This window comes from Serratia sp. BIGb0234 (genome assembly GCF_024809915.1).
GTDB lineage: Bacteria > Pseudomonadota > Gammaproteobacteria > Enterobacterales > Enterobacteriaceae > Serratia > Serratia liquefaciens.
In genome coordinates this window covers 130,216-154,154 of record NZ_JANUEI010000004.1, presented here as the reverse complement: position 1 = coordinate 154,154, position 23,939 = coordinate 130,216, and the positions used below count along the sequence as shown (strand labels likewise).

21 protein-coding genes and 1 riboswitch are annotated in these 23,939 nt (G+C 55.5%); of the genes, 7 read left to right on the top strand and 14 right to left on the bottom strand.

What is annotated here, in order from left to right:
• Positions 1–32 precede the first annotated feature (32 nt).
• The 6 genes from M2407_RS16955 to M2407_RS16930 form a co-directional block, all read right to left on the bottom strand.
• Entirely contained in the window at positions 33–1,727 is a 1,695-nt protein-coding gene (locus M2407_RS16955; protein ID WP_128865232.1) for an alpha-glucosidase, read from the bottom strand.
• A 20-nt stretch (positions 1,728–1,747) separates the two neighbouring features.
• Positions 1,748–2,863, bottom strand: coding sequence for an ABC transporter ATP-binding protein (locus tag M2407_RS16950; protein ID WP_259218675.1), 1,116 nt, complete (start codon positions 2,861–2,863; stop codon positions 1,748–1,750).
• A gap of 64 nt (positions 2,864–2,927) precedes the next feature.
• Complete coding sequence (locus M2407_RS16945; RefSeq protein ID WP_259218672.1) at positions 2,928–4,289, bottom strand: alpha-glucosidase; 1,362 nt, start codon at positions 4,287–4,289, stop codon at positions 2,928–2,930.
• 32 nt (positions 4,290–4,321) lie between these two features.
• Positions 4,322–5,167 (bottom strand): carbohydrate ABC transporter permease, encoded by an 846-nt coding sequence (locus M2407_RS16940; RefSeq protein ID WP_020826988.1) that lies wholly within the window; start codon positions 5,165–5,167, stop codon positions 4,322–4,324.
• A complete protein-coding gene (locus tag M2407_RS16935; protein WP_259218669.1) occupies positions 5,164–6,159 on the bottom strand; it encodes a carbohydrate ABC transporter permease in 996 nt (331 codons plus the stop codon). The genes M2407_RS16940 and M2407_RS16935 overlap by 4 nt, the downstream gene beginning before the upstream one ends.
• A 33-nt stretch (positions 6,160–6,192) precedes the next feature.
• The gene (locus M2407_RS16930; protein ID WP_128865229.1) at positions 6,193–7,458 is read right to left on the bottom strand and encodes an ABC transporter substrate-binding protein; all 1,266 of its coding nucleotides are present in this window, start codon (positions 7,456–7,458) and stop codon (positions 6,193–6,195) included.
• A gap of 123 nt (positions 7,459–7,581) precedes the next feature.
• On the opposite strand from M2407_RS16930, the gene M2407_RS16925 reads away from it, so the two are divergent.
• Positions 7,582–8,517, top strand: coding sequence for a LysR family transcriptional regulator (locus tag M2407_RS16925; protein ID WP_048758812.1), 936 nt, complete (start codon positions 7,582–7,584; stop codon positions 8,515–8,517).
• Here M2407_RS16925 and M2407_RS16920 read toward each other — a convergent pair whose 3' ends face one another.
• Positions 8,518–8,787 carry a PTS transporter subunit EIIB gene (locus tag M2407_RS16920; RefSeq protein WP_259218668.1) on the bottom strand — a complete coding sequence of 90 codons (270 nt, stop codon included), beginning with the start codon at positions 8,785–8,787 and terminating at the stop codon, positions 8,518–8,520. It abuts the gene before it with no gap.
• A 174-nt stretch (positions 8,788–8,961) separates the two neighbouring features.
• Between M2407_RS16920 and M2407_RS16915 the strand changes: the two genes are divergently transcribed.
• Positions 8,962–9,135, top strand: coding sequence for a hypothetical protein (locus tag M2407_RS16915; protein WP_020826993.1), 174 nt, complete (start codon positions 8,962–8,964; stop codon positions 9,133–9,135).
• A gap of 21 nt (positions 9,136–9,156) precedes the next feature.
• Here the strand turns inward: M2407_RS16915 and M2407_RS16910 are convergent, their stop codons facing one another.
• Together M2407_RS16910 and M2407_RS16905 are read right to left on the bottom strand one after the other, a co-directional pair.
• Entirely contained in the window at positions 9,157–9,444 is a 288-nt protein-coding gene (locus M2407_RS16910; protein ID WP_409049655.1) for a rhodanese-like domain-containing protein, read from the bottom strand.
• A gap of 39 nt (positions 9,445–9,483) precedes the next feature.
• The gene (locus M2407_RS16905; RefSeq protein ID WP_020826996.1) at positions 9,484–11,910 is read right to left on the bottom strand and encodes a DUF3772 domain-containing protein; all 2,427 of its coding nucleotides are present in this window, start codon (positions 11,908–11,910) and stop codon (positions 9,484–9,486) included.
• 485 nt (positions 11,911–12,395) lie between these two features.
• On the opposite strand from M2407_RS16905, the gene M2407_RS16900 reads away from it, so the two are divergent.
• Both M2407_RS16900 and M2407_RS16895 read left to right on the top strand, forming a co-directional pair.
• Positions 12,396–14,123, top strand: a complete 1,728-nt coding sequence (locus tag M2407_RS16900; protein WP_259218666.1) for an ABC-F family ATP-binding cassette domain-containing protein — start codon at positions 12,396–12,398, stop codon at positions 14,121–14,123.
• A 45-nt stretch (positions 14,124–14,168) separates the two neighbouring features.
• On the top strand, positions 14,169–14,621 hold the full coding sequence (locus M2407_RS16895) for a GNAT family N-acetyltransferase (RefSeq protein WP_116690421.1): 453 nt from the start codon (positions 14,169–14,171) through the stop codon (positions 14,619–14,621).
• A 13-nt stretch (positions 14,622–14,634) separates the two neighbouring features.
• Here M2407_RS16895 and M2407_RS16890 read toward each other — a convergent pair whose 3' ends face one another.
• From M2407_RS16890 to M2407_RS16870, 5 genes are all read right to left on the bottom strand, one after another.
• Positions 14,635–16,017, bottom strand: coding sequence for a cation diffusion facilitator family transporter (locus tag M2407_RS16890; RefSeq protein WP_041415406.1), 1,383 nt, complete (start codon positions 16,015–16,017; stop codon positions 14,635–14,637).
• Positions 16,018–16,043: 26 nt separating this feature from the next.
• Positions 16,044–16,223 carry a hypothetical protein gene (locus M2407_RS16885; protein WP_020827000.1) on the bottom strand — a complete coding sequence of 60 codons (180 nt, stop codon included), beginning with the start codon at positions 16,221–16,223 and terminating at the stop codon, positions 16,044–16,046.
• 110 nt (positions 16,224–16,333) lie between these two features.
• Positions 16,334–16,426 carry a protein MgtS gene (gene mgtS / locus M2407_RS16880; protein WP_020827001.1) on the bottom strand — a complete coding sequence of 31 codons (93 nt, stop codon included), beginning with the start codon at positions 16,424–16,426 and terminating at the stop codon, positions 16,334–16,336.
• A 142-nt stretch (positions 16,427–16,568) separates the two neighbouring features.
• Entirely contained in the window at positions 16,569–17,591 is a 1,023-nt protein-coding gene (locus tag M2407_RS16875) for a magnesium transporter (protein ID WP_082144822.1), read from the bottom strand.
• A 72-nt stretch (positions 17,592–17,663) separates the two neighbouring features.
• A riboswitch (M-box (ykoK) riboswitch) is annotated at positions 17,664–17,837 on the bottom strand.
• A gap of 146 nt (positions 17,838–17,983) precedes the next feature.
• Positions 17,984–19,648 carry an ABC transporter substrate-binding protein gene (locus tag M2407_RS16870; RefSeq protein ID WP_259218665.1) on the bottom strand — a complete coding sequence of 555 codons (1,665 nt, stop codon included), beginning with the start codon at positions 19,646–19,648 and terminating at the stop codon, positions 17,984–17,986.
• A 516-nt stretch (positions 19,649–20,164) separates the two neighbouring features.
• On the opposite strand from M2407_RS16870, the gene M2407_RS16865 reads away from it, so the two are divergent.
• The 3 genes from M2407_RS16865 to M2407_RS16855 are packed head-to-tail and all read left to right on the top strand — an operon-like array spanning position 20,165 to position 23,833.
• Positions 20,165–21,181 (top strand): iron ABC transporter substrate-binding protein, encoded by a 1,017-nt coding sequence (locus tag M2407_RS16865; RefSeq protein WP_020827004.1) that lies wholly within the window; start codon positions 20,165–20,167, stop codon positions 21,179–21,181.
• A 34-nt stretch (positions 21,182–21,215) separates the two neighbouring features.
• Positions 21,216–22,799 (top strand): iron ABC transporter permease, encoded by a 1,584-nt coding sequence (locus tag M2407_RS16860; protein WP_020827005.1) that lies wholly within the window; start codon positions 21,216–21,218, stop codon positions 22,797–22,799.
• Entirely contained in the window at positions 22,796–23,833 is a 1,038-nt protein-coding gene (locus M2407_RS16855; RefSeq protein WP_258089629.1) for an ABC transporter ATP-binding protein, read from the top strand. The genes M2407_RS16860 and M2407_RS16855 overlap by 4 nt, the downstream gene beginning before the upstream one ends.
• The last annotated feature ends 106 nt before the right edge of the window (positions 23,834–23,939 follow it).

Below are 23,939 nucleotides of genomic sequence, written 5' to 3'. Positions count from 1 at the left end.
GCTGCATCCGAGGAGAGCGAACACGGCCGGGATTAAATACAGCTGAGATTTTTTTGCCGCTGATAGACTCGAGTTTCATATGGGCGCAGCCTTTGCAGCTCACCGCTGTCCTGATAATTCCCTAATGCCAGCTGCCATTCACCCAGCGCTAATACCTGTGAATTTATCCGTTGCGCCTCGTTGCTCAAATTACAAAGCACCAACCTCCGCTGCGTACCCAGGGTGCGGCTATAAGCGTAAATATGCGGATGTTCCGCCAGTTGTAACTGATAGCGACCTTCGATCCACACAGGATCCTGCTTGCGCAGACGGATTAGCGCCCGATAGAAATTCAGTACCGAATCGGCTTCTTCGCGCTGACGCGCCACGTTGATCTGCGGATAGTTGGCATTGACCGCAAACCAGGGTGCGGCTGAGCTGAAACCGGCGTTGGCGCTGTCGTCCCACTGCATTGGCGTGCGCGAGTTATCGCGTCCGCTGCGGCCCAGAAACGCCAGGATCTGCGCCTCGTCCATGCCCTGCTCGCGCAGCTTGGCAAAACGGTTTCTGGCGGCAATATCGTTAAAATCGGCCAGGCTATCGAAGCGGGTATTGGTCATCCCCAACTCCTGCCCCTGGTAGATAAACGGTGTTCCCTGCATCAGGAAATACATCGCGGCGATGGCAGTGGCGCTTTCGCGCCAATACTGCTTATCGTCGCCCCATTTCGACACCACGCGCGGGATATCGTGGTTTTCAACATACAGAGCATTCCACCCCTTGCCCTCCAGCAGCGTCTGCCAGCGGGTAAAGATGTCTTTCAGGCCCAGCACGTCTGCTCCGGCATGCGGCGAATGCTGGTGGTTGTTTTCCCACAGCTTGACGTGCTCGAACTGGAAGATCATGTTCAAACGGCCGTGCTGCTCGCCCACCCAGTCTTCACCCTGCTCCGCCGAAGCCCCGTTCATTTCGCCCACCGTCATGATGTCATAGCGATTAAACACCTGTTCGCACAGGTCATCGACATACTCCAGCAGGCCCTCATAGTTCAGATGCCGCTCGAAAGACGGCACGTAACGCAGCCCAAGCGGATTGGGCATGTCGGTCAGCCCCGGCTGCTTTTTCATATGGCAGATGGCGTCGATGCGGAAACCGTCAATGCCCTTATCTAGCCACCAGCGCATCATGTCGTACAGCGCCGCGCGCACCTGTGGGTTTTCCCAGTTCAGATCCGGTTGACGCTCCGAGAACAGATGAAGGAAGTATTGCTCGCTGCCGGGGTCATATTTCCAGGCCGAGCCGTTGAAAATGCTCTCCCAGTTGTTGGGTTCCGCGCCATTTTTACCGTCACGCCAGATATACCAATCGCGTTTGGCGCTGGCTTGAGATGATCGGGACTCAATAAACCACGGATGTTCGTCAGACGTGTGGTTAACCACCAGATCGAGTATCAGCCGCATTCCCCGGGCGTGCACTTCGGCCAGCAGGCGGTCAAAGTCGTCCATGGTGCCAAATTCGGTCATTATGGCCTGATAATCACTGATATCGTAGCCATTGTCGTCGTTCGGCGAGCGGTACATCGGACAGATCCAAATCACGTCGATACCCAGCCACTGCAAGTAATCCAATTTGGCCGTAATGCCATTCAGGTCACCTATACCGTCACCGTTGGAGTCCATAAAGCTGCGCGGGTAGATTTGATACACCACCGCCTGCTTCCACCACTGTACTGTCTGCCCACCGCTCATGGCTGTGCTTCCTTAATAAATTAATGCGCCTGCGCCGAGGTCAAAATGCGCTGAAACGCCCGACCTTGACGGTCAAACAGATAACAACACTCTACCGGCAGCCGCACGCCGACGGTATCGCCGGCCTGGATGCGGGAGCGCTCAGGATTGCGCAGCACCCAGGGTTCACCGGCGTTGCCGTTGTCCAGATAAAGGTAGGTTTCATTCCCCATGTGTTCGACAAACATCACCTCGCCCTGAAACTCGCACTCCGCGCGTTCGCCCCCCCGAATATGCTCCGGGCGAATACCGACATTGACGCTCTGGCCTTCCGCCTCGGGAGGCGTGGCGATCGGCAGTATCAGCGCCTTGCCGTTGTCCAGCTCGACCACGCTTTGCTGCTCACCGGCACGCCGCAAAATCGCCGGGATCAGGTTCATCTTCGGTGAACCGATAAACTGCGCGACAAATTCATTGGCCGGTTGGTCATAGAGTTCCAGTGGTGTGCCGACCTGCTCGACATGACCTTGGTTCAGCACCACGATACGATCCGCCAAGGTCATGGCTTCAACCTGATCGTGGGTAACATAAATGATGGTCGACCCCAGCCGCTTATGCAGCGACGCCACTTCCATACGCATTTGCACCCGCAGTGACGCATCGAGGTTGGACAGCGGTTCGTCGAATAAAAACAGCTTAGGCTCGCGCACGATGGCCCGACCAATCGCCACCCGTTGCCGCTGCCCGCCCGAAAGATCCTTCGGGCGGCGTTCCAATAGCGGCTCGAGCTGCAAAATGCGTGCGCTCTCGCGCACCCGGCTGTCGATTTCAGCCGCGGAATGGCCCGCCAGCTCCAGCGCAAACGCCATGTTTTTATAGACGCTCATATGCGGATAGAGCGCGTAAGACTGGAACACCATGCCAATACCGCGTTCAGCCGGGGTATCGTCGTTAACGTAGTTGCCATCGATATACATGCCGCCGCTGCTGATCTCCTCCAGCCCGGCGATCATCCGCAACAGGGTTGATTTACCGCAGCCGGAAGGTCCGACGATCACCACAAATTCCCCACTGTTGATGTGCAGATCCAGCGATTTAATCACCTCTGCGTTAGCGCCATAGCGTTTTTGCAGTTTTTCAAGCGTAAGTTGCGCCATATTCCCCCCGTTCTCACCCCAGTTGGCAGTCTGCGGGGCGCCAATGTGCGCCCCGCTATCCGGCTTATTTCAGATAATCAAGCCACGGACTCTGGCGTGAGATCATCACGTCGACCAACTCAGGGATCGCACGGCATTTGTCGTTGACCGAATCCACCAGCAGCGCCTGGATCACCAGATCGCGCGAGCCTTCAATCACCGCATCGGCGGTTAAATCGTGAATGGCGATCTGGTTGCTGAGCAGCCCGCCAATACCGGCCGGCATATTCACTTTAATGCCGTGCACGCCTTTGCGATCGATAATCGCCGGCACCTCCACCGCAATAAAGTCCGGCAGCTGTTTGATAAAGCCCAGGTTCGGGATATTGACCGCCGACTCCTCATAGCCGGAATCGGTCAGGATCCCTTCCATGATCGGCACCACGCGCTCTTTCAGCTTCAATTCGATTTTCGGCTGCACGTGCCCCAGGTAATTGCGATAGAAGGTGTAAAAATCGAGAATGCCGCGATGATCGCTGACCTCGCTGGCCCAGCGGATATACTCGCCAAAGTGGCTGTCGCCGGTGATTGGCAGGTGGTGGAATTTCTCCAGAATCTCCTTGAACAGGGTACGGTCAGCCCAGGGATAAGCGCTGTCTTTGCCGCCCAACGCATCACGCTCAGTGCTGCCTTCGGTCTGCACCAGTTTACCGTGGGTGCGGGTATACGCCAGGATATCGCTGTAGCCCGGCAGGCGGGAGAAATAGTCCGGTGCCTTGGCGCGCACGTCGCCATAGGCATCCTTGCCGCTGTCTTTGTAACTGGCTTCCAACAACACGCTGAAGTGGTTAAGCCCGGCGGCGCGCAGGTTTAGATTCTCGAACGACGTGCCGAGCATTTCCGGTAAATAGCGCTCAAGTGAGGCGATTTCATGACACATGCCGACAAAATTGAGCTGCGGAAAGCGACGATGCACGGTGGTGCAAATGCGGCTCATCGGGTTGGAATAGTTAAATATCCAGGCGTTGGGACAGATGTCGGCAACGTCGGCACAAATGTCGAGGATCGGCGGAATAATCCGCAGCGAGTGGAACAGCCCGCCAGGCCCACCGTTTTCTCCGTATACCTGCTGGATGCCGTATTGCTGCGGGATCTGCCAGTCGAGATCCCACAGTGCGAAACGGTCACCCACTTCGATGGAGATAATCACGAACTCCGCCCCTTTCAGCGCAGTTTTACGATCGGTAGTGGCGCTGATGGTAAACGGCAGATCTTCAGCAGCCAGAAAGTCCCGGGCGGTTTTCTCGGTCACTGCCAGTGCAGACGGATTGATGTCGTGCAGCACAATCTCGCTGCCGTACAGCGTTTTGCTTTGGAAGATATCCCCCAGCGTGCCATAGCCGAATTGCGCACTGCCCGCACCCACTAAAACGATTTTTGTAGCCATTACTTTTCTCCTGCTTCAGGGTTAATCGAAAATCAGCCTTTTACTGCGCCGTTGGTTAATCCGCTGACGATGCGACGCTGGAATATCAGGACCAGTGCGATGATCGGCAGTGTGACAATGACCGAGGCCGCCATGATGGTGCCCCAGGGAAGTTCGAACTGAGAGGCGCCCTGCAGCATGCCGATGGCGACCGGCACGGTGCGCTTGCCGCTGGAAATGACAAACGTCAGGGCGAACATGAATTCATTCCAGGCGCCGATAAAGGCCAGCAGCCCGGTGGTCACCAGTGAGGGCCCCATAATTGGCGCGAAGATGCGGGTGATGATGGTCCAGGTGCCGGCACCGTCGACGATCGCCGCCTCTTCCAGCTCCGCCGGGATCGCCTTCATAAAGGTGGTCAGCACCCAGACGGTAAACGGCAGCGAGAAGGTGGTATAGGACAGCACCAGAGCGCCCAGGGAGTCGTACAGCCCCATAAAACGCACCAACTCAAACATGCCGGACAACACCGCCACCTGTGGGAACATCGAGACGCAAAGAATGGTGAACAGCAGATACTTACGGCCGCGAAAACGGATACGCGCCAGAGCAAAAGCGGCGGTGATCGACACCAGCAGGCAAATGCCTACCGTCAGCGTCGCCACAACAATGGAGTTCAGCAGGCTGCGGGCAATGCCATTTTCCATCAATGCGGTCAGATAATTGCCCCAGTGCAGATTGCCCGGCAGATAAGCAACCTGGAACAGATCCTGCCCGGAACGCAACGAGGTGATCAGCGCGTAGTAGAACGGAAACAGGCAGATCACACTGGCCAAGGCGGCCGCGGCGAAGATCAGCGTTTTATGGCCGTATTTCTGCTGTTGGCGGCTCAGTTTCATGCTTGTTTCTCCTTGTCGTTCAGGCGGCCCAGCGTAAGAAAGCCAGCGGCGATCCCCGCCACCATCATAAAGACCAGTACCGATGCGGCAGAGCCGGAGCCCATTTCCTGATAGCTGACCATGCGATCCCGGGCGTAACCGGACACCGATACCGTGGCTTCGCTGTTGGAAGTCAGCACGTAAATCAGATCAAACACCCGTAGCGCATCCATCACCCGGAAAATCAGCGCGACGATCATTGCCGGCATAATCAACGGCAAGGTGATGCGGCGGAACCGTTGCCAGGCATTGGCACCGTCGACGCGGGCGGCCTCATACAGATCGCCGGGGATCAGTTGCAGCGCCGCCAGCAACATCAAGGCCATAAACGGCGTGGTCTTCCACACGTCGGCAATCACCACCGCCCACATTGACAGCCCCGGCTCCGCTACCCAGGCCAAGGGCGTGGCGATAATGCCGGTTTTAAGCAGCAGGTCGTTCACCACGCCGTACTGATCGTGGAACATCCAGCCCCACATTTTGGCGGACACGATGGTCGGAATGGCCCAGGGCACCAAAATGGCGGTGCGCACCAGCCCCTGGCCGCGGAATTTTTGATTCATCAGCAGCGCCAGCAGCATGCCGAACACCAGTTCCAGCGATACCGACAGCAAACTGAAGCGCAGCGTGTTACCTACCGCCAGCCACCAAAGCGGATCCGCCAACACCCCGTAATGGTGGCCACCCTCGGTCAGATCCAGATAGTTGGCGAAGCCGACAAACCGATAATCGTCCGGCGCGTCCAGCATGGCGTCGGTAAAGCTGTAAAACAGGGTGCGCAGCAGCGGCCAGCCGGCTACCACCGCCAGCAGCAACATCGCCGGCGCCACCAGTAACCAGGCGATGCGGCTGCGCCGCTGCTGGTGATTAAGCTTGCTGCGCCTGGCCGGCAGCACCTGGGCTGACTCATCAGGGGTAGCCGTCAGGGATAAAGCGTGCGTATCGCGTTTCATGCATCAGACTCCGGCGGTTAATGGGGAGATGATTCAGCGCCATCCTCTGGCTTTGATCCGTTCCAGTCGCTGCTGTAAATCCGCCACGGCGGTGACACCGTCACTGTCACCGCGCAATACGTTAAAGGTGGCGTTGTAGATGGCTCGGGAAACCTGCGCGTATTGCCGTTTGGTTTGAGTGGCCGGGCGCGGCATGGCCTGCGCGAATATGCCCTTGAAGTCTGCCAAATAAGGCGCCTGCGCCAATACTTGCGGATCGTCGTACAGCGCGGTGCGCGAAGGAGCCTGACCCAATAACGCCAGCGCCCTTTTTTGCGATTCGGCATCGCTGACGATTTTCAGCAGCGCGATGGCCGCCTCGGGGTGTTTGGTATAGCCGTTGATCGCCCACTGCCAACCGCCCAACGCGCTGACCGAATGGCCGTCAGCCCCTTTCGGCAACGGCATCACCCCCACTTTGCCGCGGATCGCGCTGCTACTGTCCTGCGCTAGCACGTAGGCGTAGGGCCAATTGCGCATAAACAGCGCATCGCCGTTTTGGAATACCGCCCGCGACTCTTCTTCCATGTAGCCAAGCGTGCCTTTCGGCGTGATTTTGCCAATCCAATCGGCGGCCATATTCAGCGCTTGCGCCGCTTGCGGGTTGTTAATGGTGATATTGCCCTGAGCATCAATAAAACTGCCGCCGTTTTGCGACGCTACCCACTCCAGGGCGTTGCAGGTCAGCCCTTCATAAGATTTTCCCTGAAACACCAGCCCCCAAAAGTTTTTGTGGCCGGCGGCACGCTCAGCTTGCTGAATGTGGGTTGCGACGCGGGTCAGATCGGCCCAGGTCTCCGGCGGTTGTTCACCGTATTTCTCCAGCAGATCCTTGCGGTAGTAGAGCGCACCGCTGTCCAGATAGGCCGGCACCGCTTTGACCCGGCCATTAACCACGTTGTTTTGCCAGGCGGCGGGGAAGAAATCCTGTTTGATGTCGCTCACGCTGTCGGTCAGATCCAGCAGGTGTTTGTTCAATACGCCGATCCATACGGTGTCGGCCTGAAACAGATCGATGGCGCTGGCGTCTTTGGCGGCAAACAGTTGCTGGAACAGCGACAGCTTTTCATCGGAGGCAGGAGGCAGATCGATAAATTCCAGGGTATGGCCAGTCTGAGCCTCAAAGCGCTGTTTGATCTCGTTGCAGTATTGGCGCCCTTCTTTGCTTGGCGCGCATTGCATACGCAACGTGTCGGCCAATACTTGCCCGGACATCAACGCCAGTGCGGCGGCAACCATACTCGGTATCAATCTTCTCATTGCATCCTCTCTGGTGGCGGCTGGGAATACCGGCATAGGAGCAAGCTATCGAAGGCAGGTCATTGGCGGAAATCGTTTTTCACCGCTACGATATAGAAACTTTCTATACCACCAGTGGAAAATATGATCGTGGACAAAATTCTGCGGCAGTTTATCGAAGTGGCGATGTTCAAAAATGTGAGTCATGCAGCAAACAAACTTTGCCTGAGCCAGCCGACGCTGACCCACAACATGAAGAAACTGGAAGAGAACCTCGGAGTACAGCTGCTGGAGCGAACCTCAACCGGGGTAAAAACCACCGAGTACGGCGATCTGCTGTTGGAGCAGGCGCAGATGATGCAGCGTATCTACGACAACACGCTGATCAAACTGGCGTTTATCAAAGCACGTCAGGAGCAGAGCCTGCGTATGGGCACCGGTCATGCCTGGTGGTATATGTTTGTACGCGACAGCTTCAATGCCTACCGCAAGCTGCATCCGATGGTGAATATCCATATCGATCTGGGCAACCACCTGCGCCTGATGGACCTGTTATTGGGCGGGGATATCGACTTGTTTATCGGCCATGAAATTCAGGGGCTGAACCCTAAAGCAGGCATCAGCTTTCTGCCGCTGTTTGGCACCACCGACAGTATGTTCGTGCGGCGCGGACACCCGCTGCTGGGACAAACGGTGGGCCCGGATGCGCTACTGGACTACCCCTGCGTTGAGCTGACCCCGGATGAAAGTCGTTATCATCATATGGTGGAAGATATGCAGCCGAAAAAGCTGGCGCGAAACCGCCTGCATCTGGCGGAGCGGGTAATTTGTTCGACCAATTCCATGATGTCGGCTGTAGACATGATCAACGATTCCGATGCGGTACTGCTGAGCTACCCCTCCTGTATGGCGGGTTATTTTGCGGATTACGGCATTGAACCCCTGCAGCTGATCCAGCCGGGACCACGTTGCACCGTCGGTATCTATCTGATGCGTGAAAAGGCGGATGCCCCGCATGTGGTGCAGATGCAAACACTAATGCAGCAGCACCTGGAACAGATCCGCCCGCTGTTGTCGTAGCTACTTCTCGCCGGTCAGCGCCACCAGCGCCTGGTACAGCGGTCGGGCATTGCCCGGCCCCACCACCAGCTGATATTCGGTAGTCAGGCGTGGGGTCTCGACCTCCAACAGCGCTTTAACACCGTTCAGGTCTTCGATGCCCGGTCGATCCAGCCGCCCGGCATCGCGCAGTTCCACCCTGATACGGCTGGCGCAGTAGCGTATTTTAGTCAGGTTTTCCGCTCCGCCAAAGGCGGCCAGCACCAACGCCGCAAGCTGATGTGTTTCCATTGTGCCTCCAGAAAAAGATTGCCTATGCAACAACAGCATAGAGCCGGCGGCAGGCCGAAGTGAAATTGGTTTCACCCGGTGCAATATAGACCCTGTCTATAACGCATCATTCGGCGCCCTCAATCTGTTACAAGGCATATACTTAACGGAGTGTACAGATAGGAGGTAATTGAGATGAAAGCGATAATTCCCCTGTTTTTGATGCTGATGCTTTCCGGCTGCCTTGGCCGGGGCGGCCCACAGGATGTGCCGCCACCGCCGGTGCATAACGATCCACAAACCTGCAATAATTCCTCCGCCAGCGCCAACAGCGACTGCTCTCAGTCGGTGGTACCGGCGATGCACTAACGCAAGCCATGCGGGCCGCGATCAGATCTCTATACGCAGGCCCGCCGCTTTCCAGTCAGGAAATCCGTCTTCCAGCCTGCGGGCCTCGCGACCTTTGGCGCGCAGCACAACAATGGCGTTAACCGAAAGCACGCAGTAAGGGCCGCGGCAATAGGCGACCACTTCACGGCCTTCGGGTAACTCGGCCAATCGACGTTCAAGTTCTTCCAACGGAATGTTCAATGCGCCAGGCAAATGCCCCAGCGCATACTCTTCATGCGGGCGTACGTCGAGCAAAAGGCCCACGCCGTGTTCGGCGTAGGCCTTTATCTCAGCGCTGTCCTTTGCGCCGGGCTGTGGTAATCCCAGCTACGAAGATTGTTCTTCTTCGTTGGCCAGATTTTTCGCCTGCTGTTTCATAAACACCACTTCCTGCGGGCTCGACATGTTGACACGGTGCGCCCGCAGCAATTTGAGAATATTGAACAACAGTTCGCTCTTGGTTGAACCGACCATGCGCGGGCTGGCGACATAACCGGTCACGCTGAGGATAATGCCGTCCGGGCCGAGCTGGCTGAAGCGCACATAGGGCGCCGGGGCATCCAGAATGGCTTCATATTCCTGATAAGCGCTCAGCAGGATGTTGCGAACCTGCTCCGGATCGATATCCGTCGGGAAGGTCAGCGCAATGGTTACCACCCCCTGCGCATTGCCCATGGTGGCATTACGCACGTTTTGCGAGATAAGTTGAGAGTTAGGTACGATCATCGTTGAGCGATCGCTAAGCTGGATCTCGGTGGCGCGCACATTGATACGACGCACGTCCCCCTCTACGCCGCCGATACCGATCATATCGCCGACTTTCACCGGGCGTTCGGTCAACAGAATCAAACCGGAAATAAAGTTCTTCACGATTTCCTGCAAACCAAAACCGATACCCACCGACAAGGCACTGACGATCCAGGCCAGGTTGTTCCACTGAATGCCCAGCGCCGCCAGGGTAATCAGGATCAACAGCACGTAGCCCACGTTGCTGAACAACGTCACCAGCGATGCACGAATACCAATGTCTGCAATGGTTTTTGGCAGCAGTTCCTGGCTTAACCAGCGCTGGGTAACTCGCAGAATATAGATGCCAATGGCCAGGCAAATCACCGCATTGATCAGGTTGCCGGGCACAATGTTCAGTTGTTTCAGCCCTTCGCCGCTAAGAATGGCGATGATCTTTTCCAACAGCGAGTTGGGCGTCGTGGTGCCAAACGAGCCGTTAAACAACGAGACAATCATCAACAACAGCAGCGAACACTTGGCGATGGCGGTGAAGATGATCGCCATCTGCTCCAGGTGGCGATCCTTAAAATTAAGCGACTTCTTCAGCATCTTGCCGCTGGCGGTTTGCGGCGAGAAGATTGCCGCGCACAGGTCAGTGGCGAACAGCACCAGGAAATAGAACGTCATTAACACCAGCGCGATCCAAATCACCTGATAGGTCAGGAAACGGGCAAAAGCGATATACCCTATCAGCAGCGAAAGCAAGATCACGCTTGAACACACCAGGGTGCTCATATGCAAAAGCCCACTGATGGTGGAGCGCTTCTCTACGTGTTCGCCCTGTTGTTCCAACTGACGGCGGATACGCTGAGAACGCAGTGGCATCGCCAGCAACACCATACCAATCAAGCCGGCAACCAGGCCGTTACCGAAAATGGTGGTGCTCAAACTGGCGCTGACGGCATTATTAATAAGTTCTACCGTACCAAATGCCAATGCCAGCCCGGCCAACAGCGGCGAGAAATAGCGCAGACCTGAGGCAACGGCATTATCCAGGGTGCCAAGGCGCCACGAAGGGCGATTAAGTGACAGCGTTGCGCGCCCCAGTCCGGCAATCAGCGCGCAGAAAATCCCTAACTGATAAAAACTCCCGGCGAAATCCTCCAGCATCACCGGTAAGGGTTGTACGCGTGTGAAGGTGAGGAACAGCAGGTTCAACGCAATGCTGGTAGTAACAACCGTGACGGTGACGGTCATGATTGCCATAAAACTGCGGCGCAAACGCCCGTCCGGAAGATAACGGATGCTCACCCACGCCAGGAAACGCTCGGAAAAATAGCGCCCCCACGACCAGATAACCACCGCCAATACCAACAGACCCAGGGTGCCGTAACGTGAATCTTCCTGCCAACTGGCGTCCCAGGTCTGTTTCATTGCGGCGTTGAACTGATCCAGGCGCTGCACGTCGTCATCGGCAGGCTTTATCACCGGCGTCCAAAATTTGGTGCCCAACACGCTACCGGTGTTCAACGCCAACTGACTTTTGAACGCGACGCGACGTAAGTCACTGATTTGTTGCCCCAGATCGAGCACGCCAGCTCTCATCGCCTGTGCGCGTTGAACCGCTTCGTCGAGCTGCTTCTTGCTGTTATTCAAGGCATTGCGCTGTTGTACCACTGCCGCGTTTTCCGCCAACGCACCTGCCGCCGGTTGCGGCCCCAACACGTCCAGCTGCGCCTGCAGCTTCTCTTGCGCCGGTTGCAAGTCGGCCGCCAGCTTTTCCAGCTTGGCGGCCAGATCGTCAGTGGTCAATTTCAGCTTGCTGAGCTGGGTATCGTTACTGGCTTTGGAAACCTGCTGTTTTATGCTGTCCAACTGCTTCTGGTAGTTTTTCAGGGCGGTCGCAGGGTCCGGCTGGCTTTCGGCTACCGGGCTGTCATCCTGTGCGGCAACGCTGGTCAGCGGCGCCAACTGCAAGCCAAACAGCAGGAACAGGAAAAGAATAATTTGACGGGGCTTTAACATAAATTCGGGGCTCAGCCTTTACATGATAGACAAACGAAACAGGCGGGCCGGTAGTCACCGACCCGCCTGGCTAATCATAAACTGAGATTATGATAACTGCTTAATCTCCGCTTAAATATCAGTATTACTCCCATTCAGCACGATTCTCATGGTGACAACGTCACTAAAAACAATGAAGATTTACCGCTTACCGCACTGATAACGCTGCGAATTTACACTAGCGCAACCTGCCAAAGCCCCCTATACTCAGCTCATTCATTAACCTACGTTATAAAAGGAGGATTACTATGCCGATGTGTGAATTGTTTTTTTACTCACACTTCTATAGTAATTGCCGCTGCTCAAGCATTACCGGTATCGTGCTGCGATAACCCAGGCTTGAGCGAAGCTTACTAACATTTGAGTCCCTTCCCTCCGGCTTACCGGGTTGTCGTCAGCGATGTTTGACGATAGGCATACGCATGCCTGTAACTCTTGAGTAAGCAATGAGCACATTACTTTCTGCATTATCTGTCGGCTACGACAACAATTTCGGCCCTCTGCTGGTTGAGGTTTCCTTTAGCCTGAAAAAAGGCGATCGCATCGGTTTAATCGGCCACAACGGCTGCGGTAAAAGCACCCTGCTTAAAATCCTCAGTGGCGATCTGCCCGCCAGCGCCGGCAGCGTAACCCCTGCCCACCAGTGCCTGATGGCGCGGGTGGAACAGCACCTGCCCGAAGCTCTGCACGACTGCAGCCTGCTGGATGCGGTCATGGCGCGACTACCGGAAAACCAACGCGTCAGTGAAAGCTGGCAAGGCGAAGTACTGCTAAGCAGCCTGGGCTTTTCGCCAACGTCATGGACACTGACTGCGGGCACACTGAGCGGCGGCCAGCATACGCGCTTGCTGTTGGCGCGCGCGTTGATTCGCCAACCCGACCTGCTGCTGCTGGATGAGCCGAGCAATCACCTGGACCTGCCGACCCTGCTGTGGCTGGAGCAGTTTCTGCAAAACTGGTCCGGCAGCTACGTACTGGTATCTCACGATCGGCATTTGCTGGATCAGGTCACCAACTGCACCTGGATCCTGCGCGATAAAACTCTGCAGTTTTTCCGCCTGCCCTGTACCGCCGCACGCAAAGCACTGGAGGAACAGGATGAAGCGGACGCACACCGCCGTCAGGCGGAGCAGAAAGAGATCGACCGGGTGGCGAAAAGCGCCCAGCGGCTGGCCGTGTGGGGTCGGGTTTACGATAACGAAGACCTGGCTCGCAAGGCCAAGCAAATGGAAAAACGCGTTGATCGGCTGAAAGAAGAGCAAACCACGTTGAGCGCAGGCAGCCAATGGCGGCTTAGGTTAAAGGGCGAGGCACTGGATGCCGATCGCCTGCTGGCCTTGCCGCAACTGGACGTGCGCCCGGCGGCGGAGGCTCCGGTTCTGTTCAGGCTTGCATCGTTGCGGGTTAAAAGCGGGGATCGCATCGCCATCGTCGGGCGTAACGGCTGCGGTAAATCTTCGTTGCTACATCATCTGTGGCGCGAATACCAAGACCCAAACCAACGGGAAGCCGTGTTCCACCCGCGAGTCCGCATCGGCTATTACGATCAAAGCCTGCAGCAACTGCGTGACGAGGATACGCTGAGCGAGGCGTTGTCGCATTTCGCGCCGCTGACCGAGGAACAGCGGAAAATGGCGCTGATTGGTGCCGGGTTCCCTTACCTGCGCCATCAGCAGCGCATCAGCACCCTGAGCGGCGGCGAGCGTTCGCGCCTGCTGTTTGTTGGGCTGACGCTGGCCAACTACTCTCTGTTATTGCTCGACGAGCCGACCAACCACCTGGATATGGAAGGCAAAGAAGAGCTGGCCGAGACCCTGCGTCAGTTTGAAGGCGCAGTAATGCTGGTCACCCACGACCGAATGCTGATCGAAAATAGCTGTAACCGCTTCTGGTTGATTGACCAGCAAAGGCTGGAAGAGTGGCAGGATCTGGAGCCGGTCTACCACCGGTTGGCACAAGCGACGGAGGCCGCGCCAATGACCACCTCGTCCCAGCAGCCTGCCTGTCGCGAATTGCAGCATGCAGACGAGGAGCGACTGTTGGCCGCGCTGTTTGAACTGGAAAGCAAACTGCAAGAGGATCTGGCGCGTAAACCCAAGCATCAAAAAGTGCAGCTGCAGCAGCAATGGCGAAGTGAAATCGCGACCATTACCGCACAGTTAAATCTGGACTAACCTGTACAGGCCGCCTGCGGGCGGCCTTTTTCGTAGGGAGGTGGTATGAATATTCATCTCAGGTTGGCAACCCGTGAGGAGCAACCCTTGCTGGCGGCGATGCTGCCCAACTATTTGCGGGAGCTGGCTGCGGATACTGACTATCCACACCTGGCTCGCTATTGGCATGAAAACGGCAGGTACCCGTATCTGATAGTAAACCAGGCACAACCGGTGGGATTTGCCTTGGTCAGAACGCTGCTGCCAGCTACCACTATGGAAATGGCGGAGTTTTATGTCGCTAAACCCTGGCGAAAATACGGCATAGGTAAAAGTGCCGTGCAGGCACTGTTTGCCCTGCATCCCGGTCGTTGGCAGCTGTCGGTGCTGGCAGACAATCCGGGCGGCCTCGCCTTTTGGCTGTCGGTGGTACCAGCGACGGCTTACCGGGCCTGGGTTGAAAAACCGGGGATCCGACCTCACTGGGCGCTGTCATTTTCCGTCGGCAGCGCCCAGTGATAAGCACCAGAAACTAGATGCCGGGTTTAGGCTTAATCGGCTCCACGTGCCCTACTGCCCGCGATATGCTGGGATAAAGTGCGCGTAACTGGCGTTCGATGCTGTCTACCGCAGCATGCGCGGACACAATAGAGGCCGCCGGGGAAACCCGGCAGTGAAAGTTAACGATAATGCCGTTCGCGGTTTTGCGTGCGCGTATGTTATGCACGTCCTGCACCATTTCACCGTTCTCTACCGCCACATGCAGGATCTGACGAATGTGCGCCAGCTCTTCCGGTGCAACATCTTCACTGGCTATCCAGTGGTGCGTCTGCGGTTCAAGATGAGTTTCAATTTCAGTCTCCTCGCCAATCGCCTCACGCAGCAAGGTTTCAATCTCACTGGCGATATCGTGAGCCTGTGCCACGCTGGCGCTGGCAGGTACGGCCAGATCCAGACTGATCGACATGCGTTCCGGTAGCTGTTGCAGGGCCAAATTTTGCACCACCGCCCCGTGGTTGGCGGCGATCACCCGGATACGGGTCGCCATGTCTTCGTCGCTGCGGGTTTGCGGGTTGGCAATCACCGTGGCTTCGGCATTGGCATATTGCCGTTCCAGACGTTCGGCAATCGACTTTTTCAGCGCGTTGATACGCTCCAGCGGCAAGGTGCGACACACGGCGACGGTGACCTCAATGAACAACATGGCACCGGCGTTGCGGATGCGAATATTCTCGGTGGCCAGTATTGCGGGGAAACTCTGGAGCAAGGCATCGATTTCTTCCTTGGCACCGGCAGGCGCGGTATCCATCAGCGAATCGAATGAACGTTTCCCCAGTTTCACCGCCGCGACCACAATAAAACAGGCTACGATCAACGCCGCGATGGCGTCTGCACGATTGAAGCCGAGCATGACGAACACCATGCCCAACAGCACCACGGCGGAAGCCAACATATCTGAGAAGAAATGCAGCGCATCGGCCTCTAGCGCCGCACTGTCAGTGGCCTTTGCCACGCGATTCAGCGCCCTGACGCGGAAAAAATCGACCACAATCGAGATCAACAGCACCGCAATGACCACAGGGGCAGCGACAATTTCATGCGCCTCCCCGAGCAGGCTTTTGCCGGCCTCGTAAACAATCCAGCCGGCAGCCCCCAACAGCAACAGTACTTCAAACAGCGCGGCCAGATTTTCGACCTTGCCATGACCAAAATGATGGTCGTCATCAGCGGGTTTGTCGCTGATGCGCACCGCCAGCCAGGTAATACTGGTGGCAATAAAATCGGTGAAAGAGTGGATCCCTTCAGAAATAAGACCAATACTGCCGGTAAAAATGCCGGCAATAAATTTCCCGGTCGCCAATAGCCCGCTGGCTATCATCGAATTTCTGGCAACGGATTGTTTTTCATTTTGCATATTACGGCTCACATTCAAAGGGGCATTCATTTCTTTATTTTAGTCGAGTATTGCCAGGCAAAAGCAACCAGCAGCATACTACCCGAGAATGTCAGCATTAAACTAGACAGAAATTCTGATTTTCCGGTTGAATAAAAATAAATCTCATTCACACCCACGGCAATCATCAAAATGGCATAGAGCAGACCAAGAATAGAAATAATCATTATCGTTATACTCCACAAAGCCGCATCAGGCGGTCAGAGTTTAATCGCATCCTCCCCGTCGTAATAAAACACTTCGGGGAGGATGCATCCAGGCGGATCTTTAGCGTTCATTAATCATCCCATTTAGAGCTCATATAGGCGGCGAACAGGCCCAGTGAGCTGATGATGCTCAGGAATCCTACAAAGAAGATCATGTTTCCCATTATTTCGTCCTCGATTAATTATTGTCGATAAAAGCCTCTTTAATTAAAAAGTGGATAATCTCATTATTCATGAATATTTACGCACCTCCTGTTTGCTGAGAGTTAATTTCCGCTCCGGCAACCACACGGAGCGGAAGCCCCTTTATATCCCCAGCACGTGCTGGGCGATTTTGAAGTAGATAATCAGCCCGGTACCATCAATAAAGGTGGCGATAAACGGCGCCGACACTACCGCCGGATCAATGCCCACACGCTTGAGCAGCATCGGGATAATGGATGAAACAATGGCGCTCCAGACGGTAATCGCCACCAGCGACAGGCTGACCACCATAGTAACGTCCATACCCACGCCCATGATCCAGGCGCGCGCCCAGGCGGCGATGCCGATGGTAGCGGCTATCAGCAGCGAGGTAGACACCTCTTTGCGGATCACCGCGCCCAGGTTACGCAGGCTGACTTCACCCAACGCCATGGCACGTACCAACGTAGAAGTGATTTGAGTACCGCTGTTACCGCCGGTACCGATCAGCAACGGAATGAAGAATGCCAGTGCTATCGCCGCTTCCAGCTGTTCTTCAAAGGCCTTTAACACATTGCCGGTATAGGCTTCGGCGACAAACAGCATCAGTAACCACACCGAACGCTTGCGCCACAATGCCCAGGGGCTGGTTTCGAGATAAGGCTTGTCCAGCGGCAGGCTGGCGCCCTGGCGTTGCGCATCCTCGGTATTTTCGTCTTCAATCAGCCGGGCGATTTCTTTTTCGCCCAGCACGCCCACCAGCGTTTTATTCACCACCACCGGTACTACGTCCAGCCCGCCCTTACCCAATAAATGGGCAACGTCATTACGGTCGTCATCGGGAGAGACCTGGAAATAGCTGTGATTGATCATCACGCCAACGGGTTTATCATCGTCTTCGCACTGCAATAATTTTTTTACCGACAGCGTACCGCGCAGATGATAATCATCAGCAGTGACAAACAGCTGAGCGGGAATTTCATCCGTTTTTAACTGAGAAAGAAAATATTCCTTGGCTTTGTTGACCGTCATATTGCCGGGAACGGTAATAAAATCGGCGTTCATATAGCTCGCAATCGAAGACTCGTCTTGAGTTTCAGCATGGGCCAGCGCCGGTGAGAGGTAATTTTGATGTGACTTCATTATGTTAGTCCCTATTTCTGTTTAAACTTCAACAGCGAATCGCATAGGGGCGTTAACCACAGAGGGAGTGCAGAAAGCCTATCTCCGCGTCCAGGTTTTAGCACTATACAACGTATCTGATGTGTTAATCAGAAGTTACTTTGGGCTGAACCTTAATCCGATAAAGCCTGTCTTAACCTTGGGCATCTCTCGATGTCGTCAGATCAGTAACCTGTGTTTGTATAGGAGCCTCGCCAAACGAGATACTGCATATAAACTACGGGGGGCAGTATAGGCAGGGTTTTTAATCGATGGGCAAAAATCTGGCTTGCCGTTGATGAAACATTTAGAAAAAACATTTTCGGTAAAAATAATAAAATGTGGGACGGAACAATCCTAACCCACATTATTTACCGTCAATGCGCGAGGATATACACGTTTTTGTCGTACAACGGCCCCTGGCGAGTAAAGTCGATGTCTTTCACATAGGGTTTGACCAGCGTGGCGTTAGCCTCGTAGTACACCGGGGCCACCGGCGTATCCACCGCCAACACATCTTCTGCCTGCTGGAAGGCCTGCTGCACCTGTTCCGGGCTTTGCGCCGCGGTAGCCTGGTGCAGTAGCCGATCGTAATGCTCATTGGCATATTTGGCCGAGTTCTCGCTGCTGGTAGAGCGGAATACATTCAGGAAAGTGGAAGGATCGTTGTAATCCGCCAACCAACGGCTGAACGCCGCACTGTATTGACCGTTGTTGATATTGTCCAATACCACCTTGCGCTCCTGATTTTGCAAAGTGACCTCTGCTCCCAGGTTCTTTTTCCACATCGCGCTAGCGGCGATCACAATTTTCTTGATGGTGGCGTCGTTGCTGTACAGCAGAGTGAAACGTAACGGATGCTGCGCGTTAAAACCGGCTTCCGCCAGCAGCTTTTTCGCTTGGGCAATGCGTTGCTCTTGCGACCACCCCGCCGCCACGCCAGGCTGTAAGGTAAAGCCACCGGAGCCGGTTGGGGTAAAGGTCCAGGCCGACTGTTGACCATAGCCCAAGACCTTGCCGGCAATGACCTGTTTATCCAGCGCCAGATTCAGCGCCTGACGCACCCGCACGTCGTTAAAGGGCGGCTGCCGGTTATTAAAGGCAAAGTAGCTGGTCGACAGCAGCGGATAAGTCACCAGTTGCTCATCGCCCAGGTTTTTTTTCAGCTGTTGGTATAACTCTGGCGGCGCGCTATAACCCAGTTCGATCTCACCGGCGCGAAAACGCGCCACTTCCGGGAACCCTTGCAGCGGCAGGAATGTCACCTTATTGAGCACCGTGTGGGCGTTATCCCAATACTGGGTATTTCGCTCTACTACCACTTTTTCATTCACCACCCACTGCGCCAGTTTGAAAGCTCCGTTACCGACGAAGTTTTGCGGTTGGGTCCAGTTTTTGCCGTATTGCTCCACCACTTTCCGATTTACCGGCAGCACCGGAAAATGCACCAGCTGTTTAAGCAAATAGGAGTTAGGTTCAGCCAGCGTCACCTGCAGGGTATGGGCATCCAACGCTTTCACGCCCAGTTCGCTCGGCGGTTTGCTACCGGCGTTAATTTCCGCCGCATTCAATACATAGGCCGACGCCAGATAGCTGCCGTAGGGTGAAGCGGTTTTGGGATCGGTCAAGCGACGCCAGCTAAAGACGAAATCATCGGCGGTCACCGGATCGCCATTTGACCATTTCGCTTCTGGCCGCAGATGGAAGGTCCAGACAGTCCCCTTAGTTTCCCACTTAGTGGCCAATGCGGGGATCACCTCGCCATTTTTTCCCACCCGCAGCAGCCCTTCAAACAGGTCATTGAAGATATAAAATTCCACGTTGCTTTCCGCCAGGTTCGGATCCAGCGTAGCCGGCTCGTAACCATTGGCCCGCACCAGCTCCTGTTTGGCGGCCAGTTGAACGCCTGCAGGCACCTCGGCGGCCTGCACCGCCATGCCAGCCTGCAAAGACAAGATGATTAGACCAGTCAATCCCTTAAGCTTGAATGAATATGTCACGTCGTTATCCCTTATTGGTGTTTTGTCGACGCCTATATTCATCGAAGCAGTTGAATAAATTAAATCATTAAACGCTATGACTCATAACCAAAATAACTGGAGTGAAACAACATGAATTTCTTTCATTATCAAACTCCTACTCGCCATCCTGATGAGTCTGTTTTTCACCAGGACTGAAGCAATGTTAACGGCTATCCGGCCAACACTTAATGGCGATGGTTGAATGCATTAAACGGCGTCACTCGTGGTTCTGAGGGCAGTTTCACCGACAGCGGAGATGACAGGCCAAACAGCGAGGTTATTGGTTTCATTGCACTGCCAATCGATTAACGCATTATAAATACTGATGAATTAGCGAATAAAAGAATCAATAATACTCAAGCTTAATTTTTCCTTAAGACAAGATAATTAGTGAGCAATTTATAAAAATAAATTAATACGAATCGTTTTCACTATCATTATTAATGTTCTTATATACAATCAGGGCTGCCCGGCATTCGTCAGGCCTTATTCATTCGCTTTTCTTCTCTGCACTCTCTCAATAAAAAGGATGACTGTATGAAGCTGCGTTTCACTTCTCTCGGCCCCATTGCCCTGTTGGCGTCGTCCATGATGCTGGCGTTTTCCGCCAATGCCGCATCTCAGGATGAAGGTATCGTTATTTATAACGCCCAGCATGAAAACCTGGTGAAATCCTGGGTGGACGGTTTTACTAAAGACACCGGCATTAAAGTGACCCTGCGTAATGGTGGCGACAGTGAGTTGGGTAATCAACTGGTGCAAGAAGGGAGTGCATCCCCCGCCGACGTTTTTCTGACGGAAAACTCCCCGGCGATGGTGTTGGTGGATAACGCCAAACTGTTTGCGCCCCTGGACGCCACTACCCTGGCCCAGGTTGAACCGCAGTACCGTCCACAGCATGGCCGTTGGATAGGCATTGCTGCCCGCTCAACGGTATTCGTCTACAACCCGGCTAAGTTGACCGAAGCGCAATTGCCGAAATCACTGCTGGATCTGGCCAAGCCGGAATGGAAAGGCCGCTGGGCAGCCTCACCTTCAGGTGCGGATTTCCAGGCGATCGTCAGCGCCTTGCTGGAGCTAAAAGGCGAGAAAGCCACCCTGGAATGGCTGAAAGCGATGAAAACCAACTTCACCGCTTACAAAGGCAACAGCACCGTGATGAAAGCGGTGAATGCCGGCCAAATCGACAGCGGTGTCATCTATCACTATTATCCCTTTGTCGACGGTGCCAAGACCGGCGAGAACAGTAAAAATATCAAGCTCTACTACTTCAAACACCAGGATCCAGGTGCTTTTGTCAGCATCTCCGGTGGCGGCGTGTTGGCCTCAAGCAAACACCAGCAGCAGGCTCAGGCGTTCGTGAAGTGGATCACCGGTAAAAACGGCCAGGAGATCCTGCGTACCAACAATGCGTTCGAATATGCCGTGGGCGTTAACGCAGCCTCCAACCCGAAACTGGTACCGCTGAAAGAGCTGGACGCGCCTAAAGTTGACGCCTCCGCGCTGAACGGCAAAAAAGTCGTCGAATTGATGACCGAAGCCGGTTTGTTGTAAGCCAGTCTTGTCCGTAAAGAGAGCTTTTAACCCTATGTCGAATATAGGTTTCAACGCTGCCGGTGCAGCGCCACGTTACGCTTCAGCCCGACGCCATCAGCGGCCGGGGTTGTTTATCGTGGCGGTCGCCATTTTACTCTCCCTGCTGGCACTGTTGCCGTTGGGGTTTGTCATTAGCGTGGCGTTTGAAACCGGTTGGCCGACGGTGAAAGCTCTGGTCTTTCGCCCCCGAGTGGCCGAACTGCTGCTTAATACTCTGTTGCTGGTGGTCTTCACACTGCCGATTTGTGCCGTTCTTGGGGTGGCATTGGCCTGGTTGACCGAACGTACCACCTTGCCCGGACGGCGTATCTGGTCACTGTTAGCAACCGCACCGCTGGCGGTGCCCGCCTTTGTGCAAAGCTACGCCTGGATAAGCCTGGTACCTTCGATGCATGGCTTGGGTGCAGGGGTCTTTATTTCGGTCATTGCCTACTTCCCGTTTATTTACTTGCCGGCGGCCGCAGTACTGCGCCGGCTTGATCCCGGTATTGAAGACGTCGCCACTTCGCTGGGCACCCGCCCGCTGGCGGTGTTTTTCCGCGTGGTATTGCCCCAGCTGAAATTGGCGATTTGGGGCGGTTCACTGTTGATCGCCTTGCATTTGCTGGCGGAATACGGCCTGTATGCGATGATCCGCTTTGATACCTTCACCACCGCCATTTTCGATCAGTTCCAGTCCACTTTTAACGGCCCGGCGGCCAATATGCTGGCCGGGGTACTGGTGCTTTGCTGCCTGGTGCTGTTGCTGCTGGAAGCCGGCAGTCGAGGCCGAGCACGCTATGCTCGCGTCGGTTCCGGCAGCGCCCGCAGCCAGAACGCTTACCGTCTTGGGCCTGCCGCTACCCTGTTCGGCCTGCTACTGCCCTTGGTACTCACCGCGCTGGCGCTGGGGGTGCCCTTTATCACGCTGGCCCGCTGGCTGACCTTGGGTGGATTTGAGGTCTGGCGCAATGCCGAACTGCTGCCAGCCCTGCTGCAAACGCTGTCATTGGCGGCCAGCGGAGCGCTGTTGATCACCTTATGCGCCATCCCAATGGCCTGGCTTTCGGTACGCTATCCGGCACGACTGTATCGGATTTTGGAAGGCTGCAATTATGTCACCAGCTCGCTGCCCGGCATCGTCGTGGCGTTGGCGTTGGTCACCATCACCATTCACAGCTTCCGCCCAATTTATCAAACCGAAATTACCCTGCTGCTGGCCTATTTACTGATGTTTATGCCGCGAGCCTTGATCAACTTGCGTGCGGGCATCGCTCAGGCACCGGTAGAGTTGGAAAATGTAGCGCGCAGTCTCGGCCGATCCCCGGCGCAGGCGCTGTGGAGCACCACGCTGCGACTGGCGGCTCCCGGCGCGGCCGCCGGTGCGGCACTGGTGTTTCTGGCCATCTCCAACGAATTGACTGCCACCCTGCTGCTGGCCCCCAACGGCACCCGCACGTTAGCTACCGCTTTTTGGGCGCTGACCAGCGAGATCGACTATGTGGCCGCGGCCCCTTACGCGCTGATTATGGTGGTGTTATCACTGCCACTGACCTGGCTTCTTTATTCTCAATCCAAACGCACGGCGGGATTATGAGCACGCTTGAACTACAAGGCATCGGCAAGTCCTATAACGCGATCAAGGTGCTGGAGCATGTTGATTTGCAGGTGGCCCCGGGCAGCCGCACCGCGATTGTCGGCCCTTCCGGCTCGGGGAAAACTACCCTGCTGCGCATCATCGCCGGCTTCGAAATACCGGACAGCGGTCGGGTGATGTTGCAGGGCCATTCGATGGACAATGGCAGCGGCTGGGTGCCGGCGCACCTGCGGGGCATTGGTTTTGTCCCGCAAGATGGCGCGCTGTTTCCGCACTTCACCGTGGCCGGCAATATCGGTTTTGGCCTGAAGGGCAGCAAGCGCGACAAGCAGCTGCGTATAGATGCGCTGATGGACATGGTGGCGCTGGATCGTCGCCTGGGTGCACTGTGGCCCCACGAACTTTCTGGTGGGCAACAGCAACGCGTGGCGTTGGCCCGGGCACTCTCCCAGCAGCCGAAATTGATGTTGCTGGATGAACCCTTCTCCGCGCTGGATACCGGCTTGCGTGCCGCGACCCGCAAAGCGGTGGCTGAGCTGCTGGCCGAAGCCAAAGTGGCGTCTATTTTGGTGACCCACGATCAGACTGAAGCGTTGTCGTTTGCCGATCAGGTGGCGGTGATGCGCAATGGCCGTCTGGCACAGGTTGGGCCGCCGCAGGATCTTTATCTACGGCCGGTCGACGAACCCACCGCCACATTTTTAGGTGAGACGCTGGTGCTCTCCGCCGATCTGGAACAGGGTTGGGCCCAGTGCGCGTTGGGGCGGATTGCCGTGGACGACTGTATCCGCCGTGGGCCTGCTCGCATCATGCTGCGGCCGGAGCAAGTCCAAATCAGTCAGTCCGAGTCGCAACACTCCAGCCAGGCGGTAGTGACCCACATCGATTTCGCCGGTTTTGTCTCCACCCTGAATTTGCGTATGGCCAACAACGACGCCACGATTGAGCTTAAAACCGTCAGCCGCGAAGGCCTTCGCGCCGGTACCCTGGTCAATCTGAATATCATCGGTCAGGCACATATTTTTGCCGGGTAATACCTGCATCTCAGTCAAACCGGTGCCTGCAGAACAGGCATCGGTATCCCCCGAACCTGGCCTTCGCGTTGCAGTACCCTGGCGTCTCACTCAACTCGCTTAACGA

What these genes read in the sequence shown, in the direction of transcription:
- M2407_RS16905 (WP_020826996.1), bottom strand. Translation starts at nt 11,910, where the DNA reads ATGTTAAAGCCCCGTCAAATTATTCTTTTCCTGTTCCTGCTGTTTGGC.
- M2407_RS16890 (WP_041415406.1), bottom strand. Translation starts at nt 16,017, where the DNA reads ATGCAAAATGAAAAACAATCCGTTGCCAGAAATTCGATGATAGCCAGC.
- M2407_RS16945 (WP_259218672.1), bottom strand. Translation starts at nt 4,289, where the DNA reads ATGGCTACAAAAATCGTTTTAGTGGGTGCGGGCAGTGCGCAATTCGGC.
- M2407_RS16895 (WP_116690421.1), top strand. Translation starts at nt 14,169, where the DNA reads ATGAATATTCATCTCAGGTTGGCAACCCGTGAGGAGCAACCCTTGCTG.
- M2407_RS16900 (WP_259218666.1), top strand. Translation starts at nt 12,396, where the DNA reads ATGAGCACATTACTTTCTGCATTATCTGTCGGCTACGACAACAATTTC.
- M2407_RS16855 (WP_258089629.1), top strand. Translation starts at nt 22,796, where the DNA reads ATGAGCACGCTTGAACTACAAGGCATCGGCAAGTCCTATAACGCGATC.
- M2407_RS16930 (WP_128865229.1), bottom strand. Translation starts at nt 7,458, where the DNA reads ATGAGAAGATTGATACCGAGTATGGTTGCCGCCGCACTGGCGTTGATG.
- M2407_RS16955 (WP_128865232.1), bottom strand. Translation starts at nt 1,727, where the DNA reads ATGAGCGGTGGGCAGACAGTACAGTGGTGGAAGCAGGCGGTGGTGTAT.
- mgtS (WP_020827001.1), bottom strand. Translation starts at nt 16,426, where the DNA reads ATGGGAAACATGATCTTCTTTGTAGGATTCCTGAGCATCATCAGCTCA.
- M2407_RS16925 (WP_048758812.1), top strand. Translation starts at nt 7,582, where the DNA reads ATGATCGTGGACAAAATTCTGCGGCAGTTTATCGAAGTGGCGATGTTC.
- M2407_RS16935 (WP_259218669.1), bottom strand. Translation starts at nt 6,159, where the DNA reads ATGAAACGCGATACGCACGCTTTATCCCTGACGGCTACCCCTGATGAG.
- M2407_RS16885 (WP_020827000.1), bottom strand. Translation starts at nt 16,223, where the DNA reads ATGATTATTTCTATTCTTGGTCTGCTCTATGCCATTTTGATGATTGCC.
- M2407_RS16870 (WP_259218665.1), bottom strand. Translation starts at nt 19,648, where the DNA reads ATGAATATAGGCGTCGACAAAACACCAATAAGGGATAACGACGTGACA.
- M2407_RS16940 (WP_020826988.1), bottom strand. Translation starts at nt 5,167, where the DNA reads ATGAAACTGAGCCGCCAACAGCAGAAATACGGCCATAAAACGCTGATC.
- M2407_RS16865 (WP_020827004.1), top strand. Translation starts at nt 20,165, where the DNA reads ATGAAGCTGCGTTTCACTTCTCTCGGCCCCATTGCCCTGTTGGCGTCG.
- M2407_RS16920 (WP_259218668.1), bottom strand. Translation starts at nt 8,787, where the DNA reads ATGGAAACACATCAGCTTGCGGCGTTGGTGCTGGCCGCCTTTGGCGGA.
- M2407_RS16950 (WP_259218675.1), bottom strand. Translation starts at nt 2,863, where the DNA reads ATGGCGCAACTTACGCTTGAAAAACTGCAAAAACGCTATGGCGCTAAC.
- M2407_RS16860 (WP_020827005.1), top strand. Translation starts at nt 21,216, where the DNA reads ATGTCGAATATAGGTTTCAACGCTGCCGGTGCAGCGCCACGTTACGCT.
- M2407_RS16915 (WP_020826993.1), top strand. Translation starts at nt 8,962, where the DNA reads ATGAAAGCGATAATTCCCCTGTTTTTGATGCTGATGCTTTCCGGCTGC.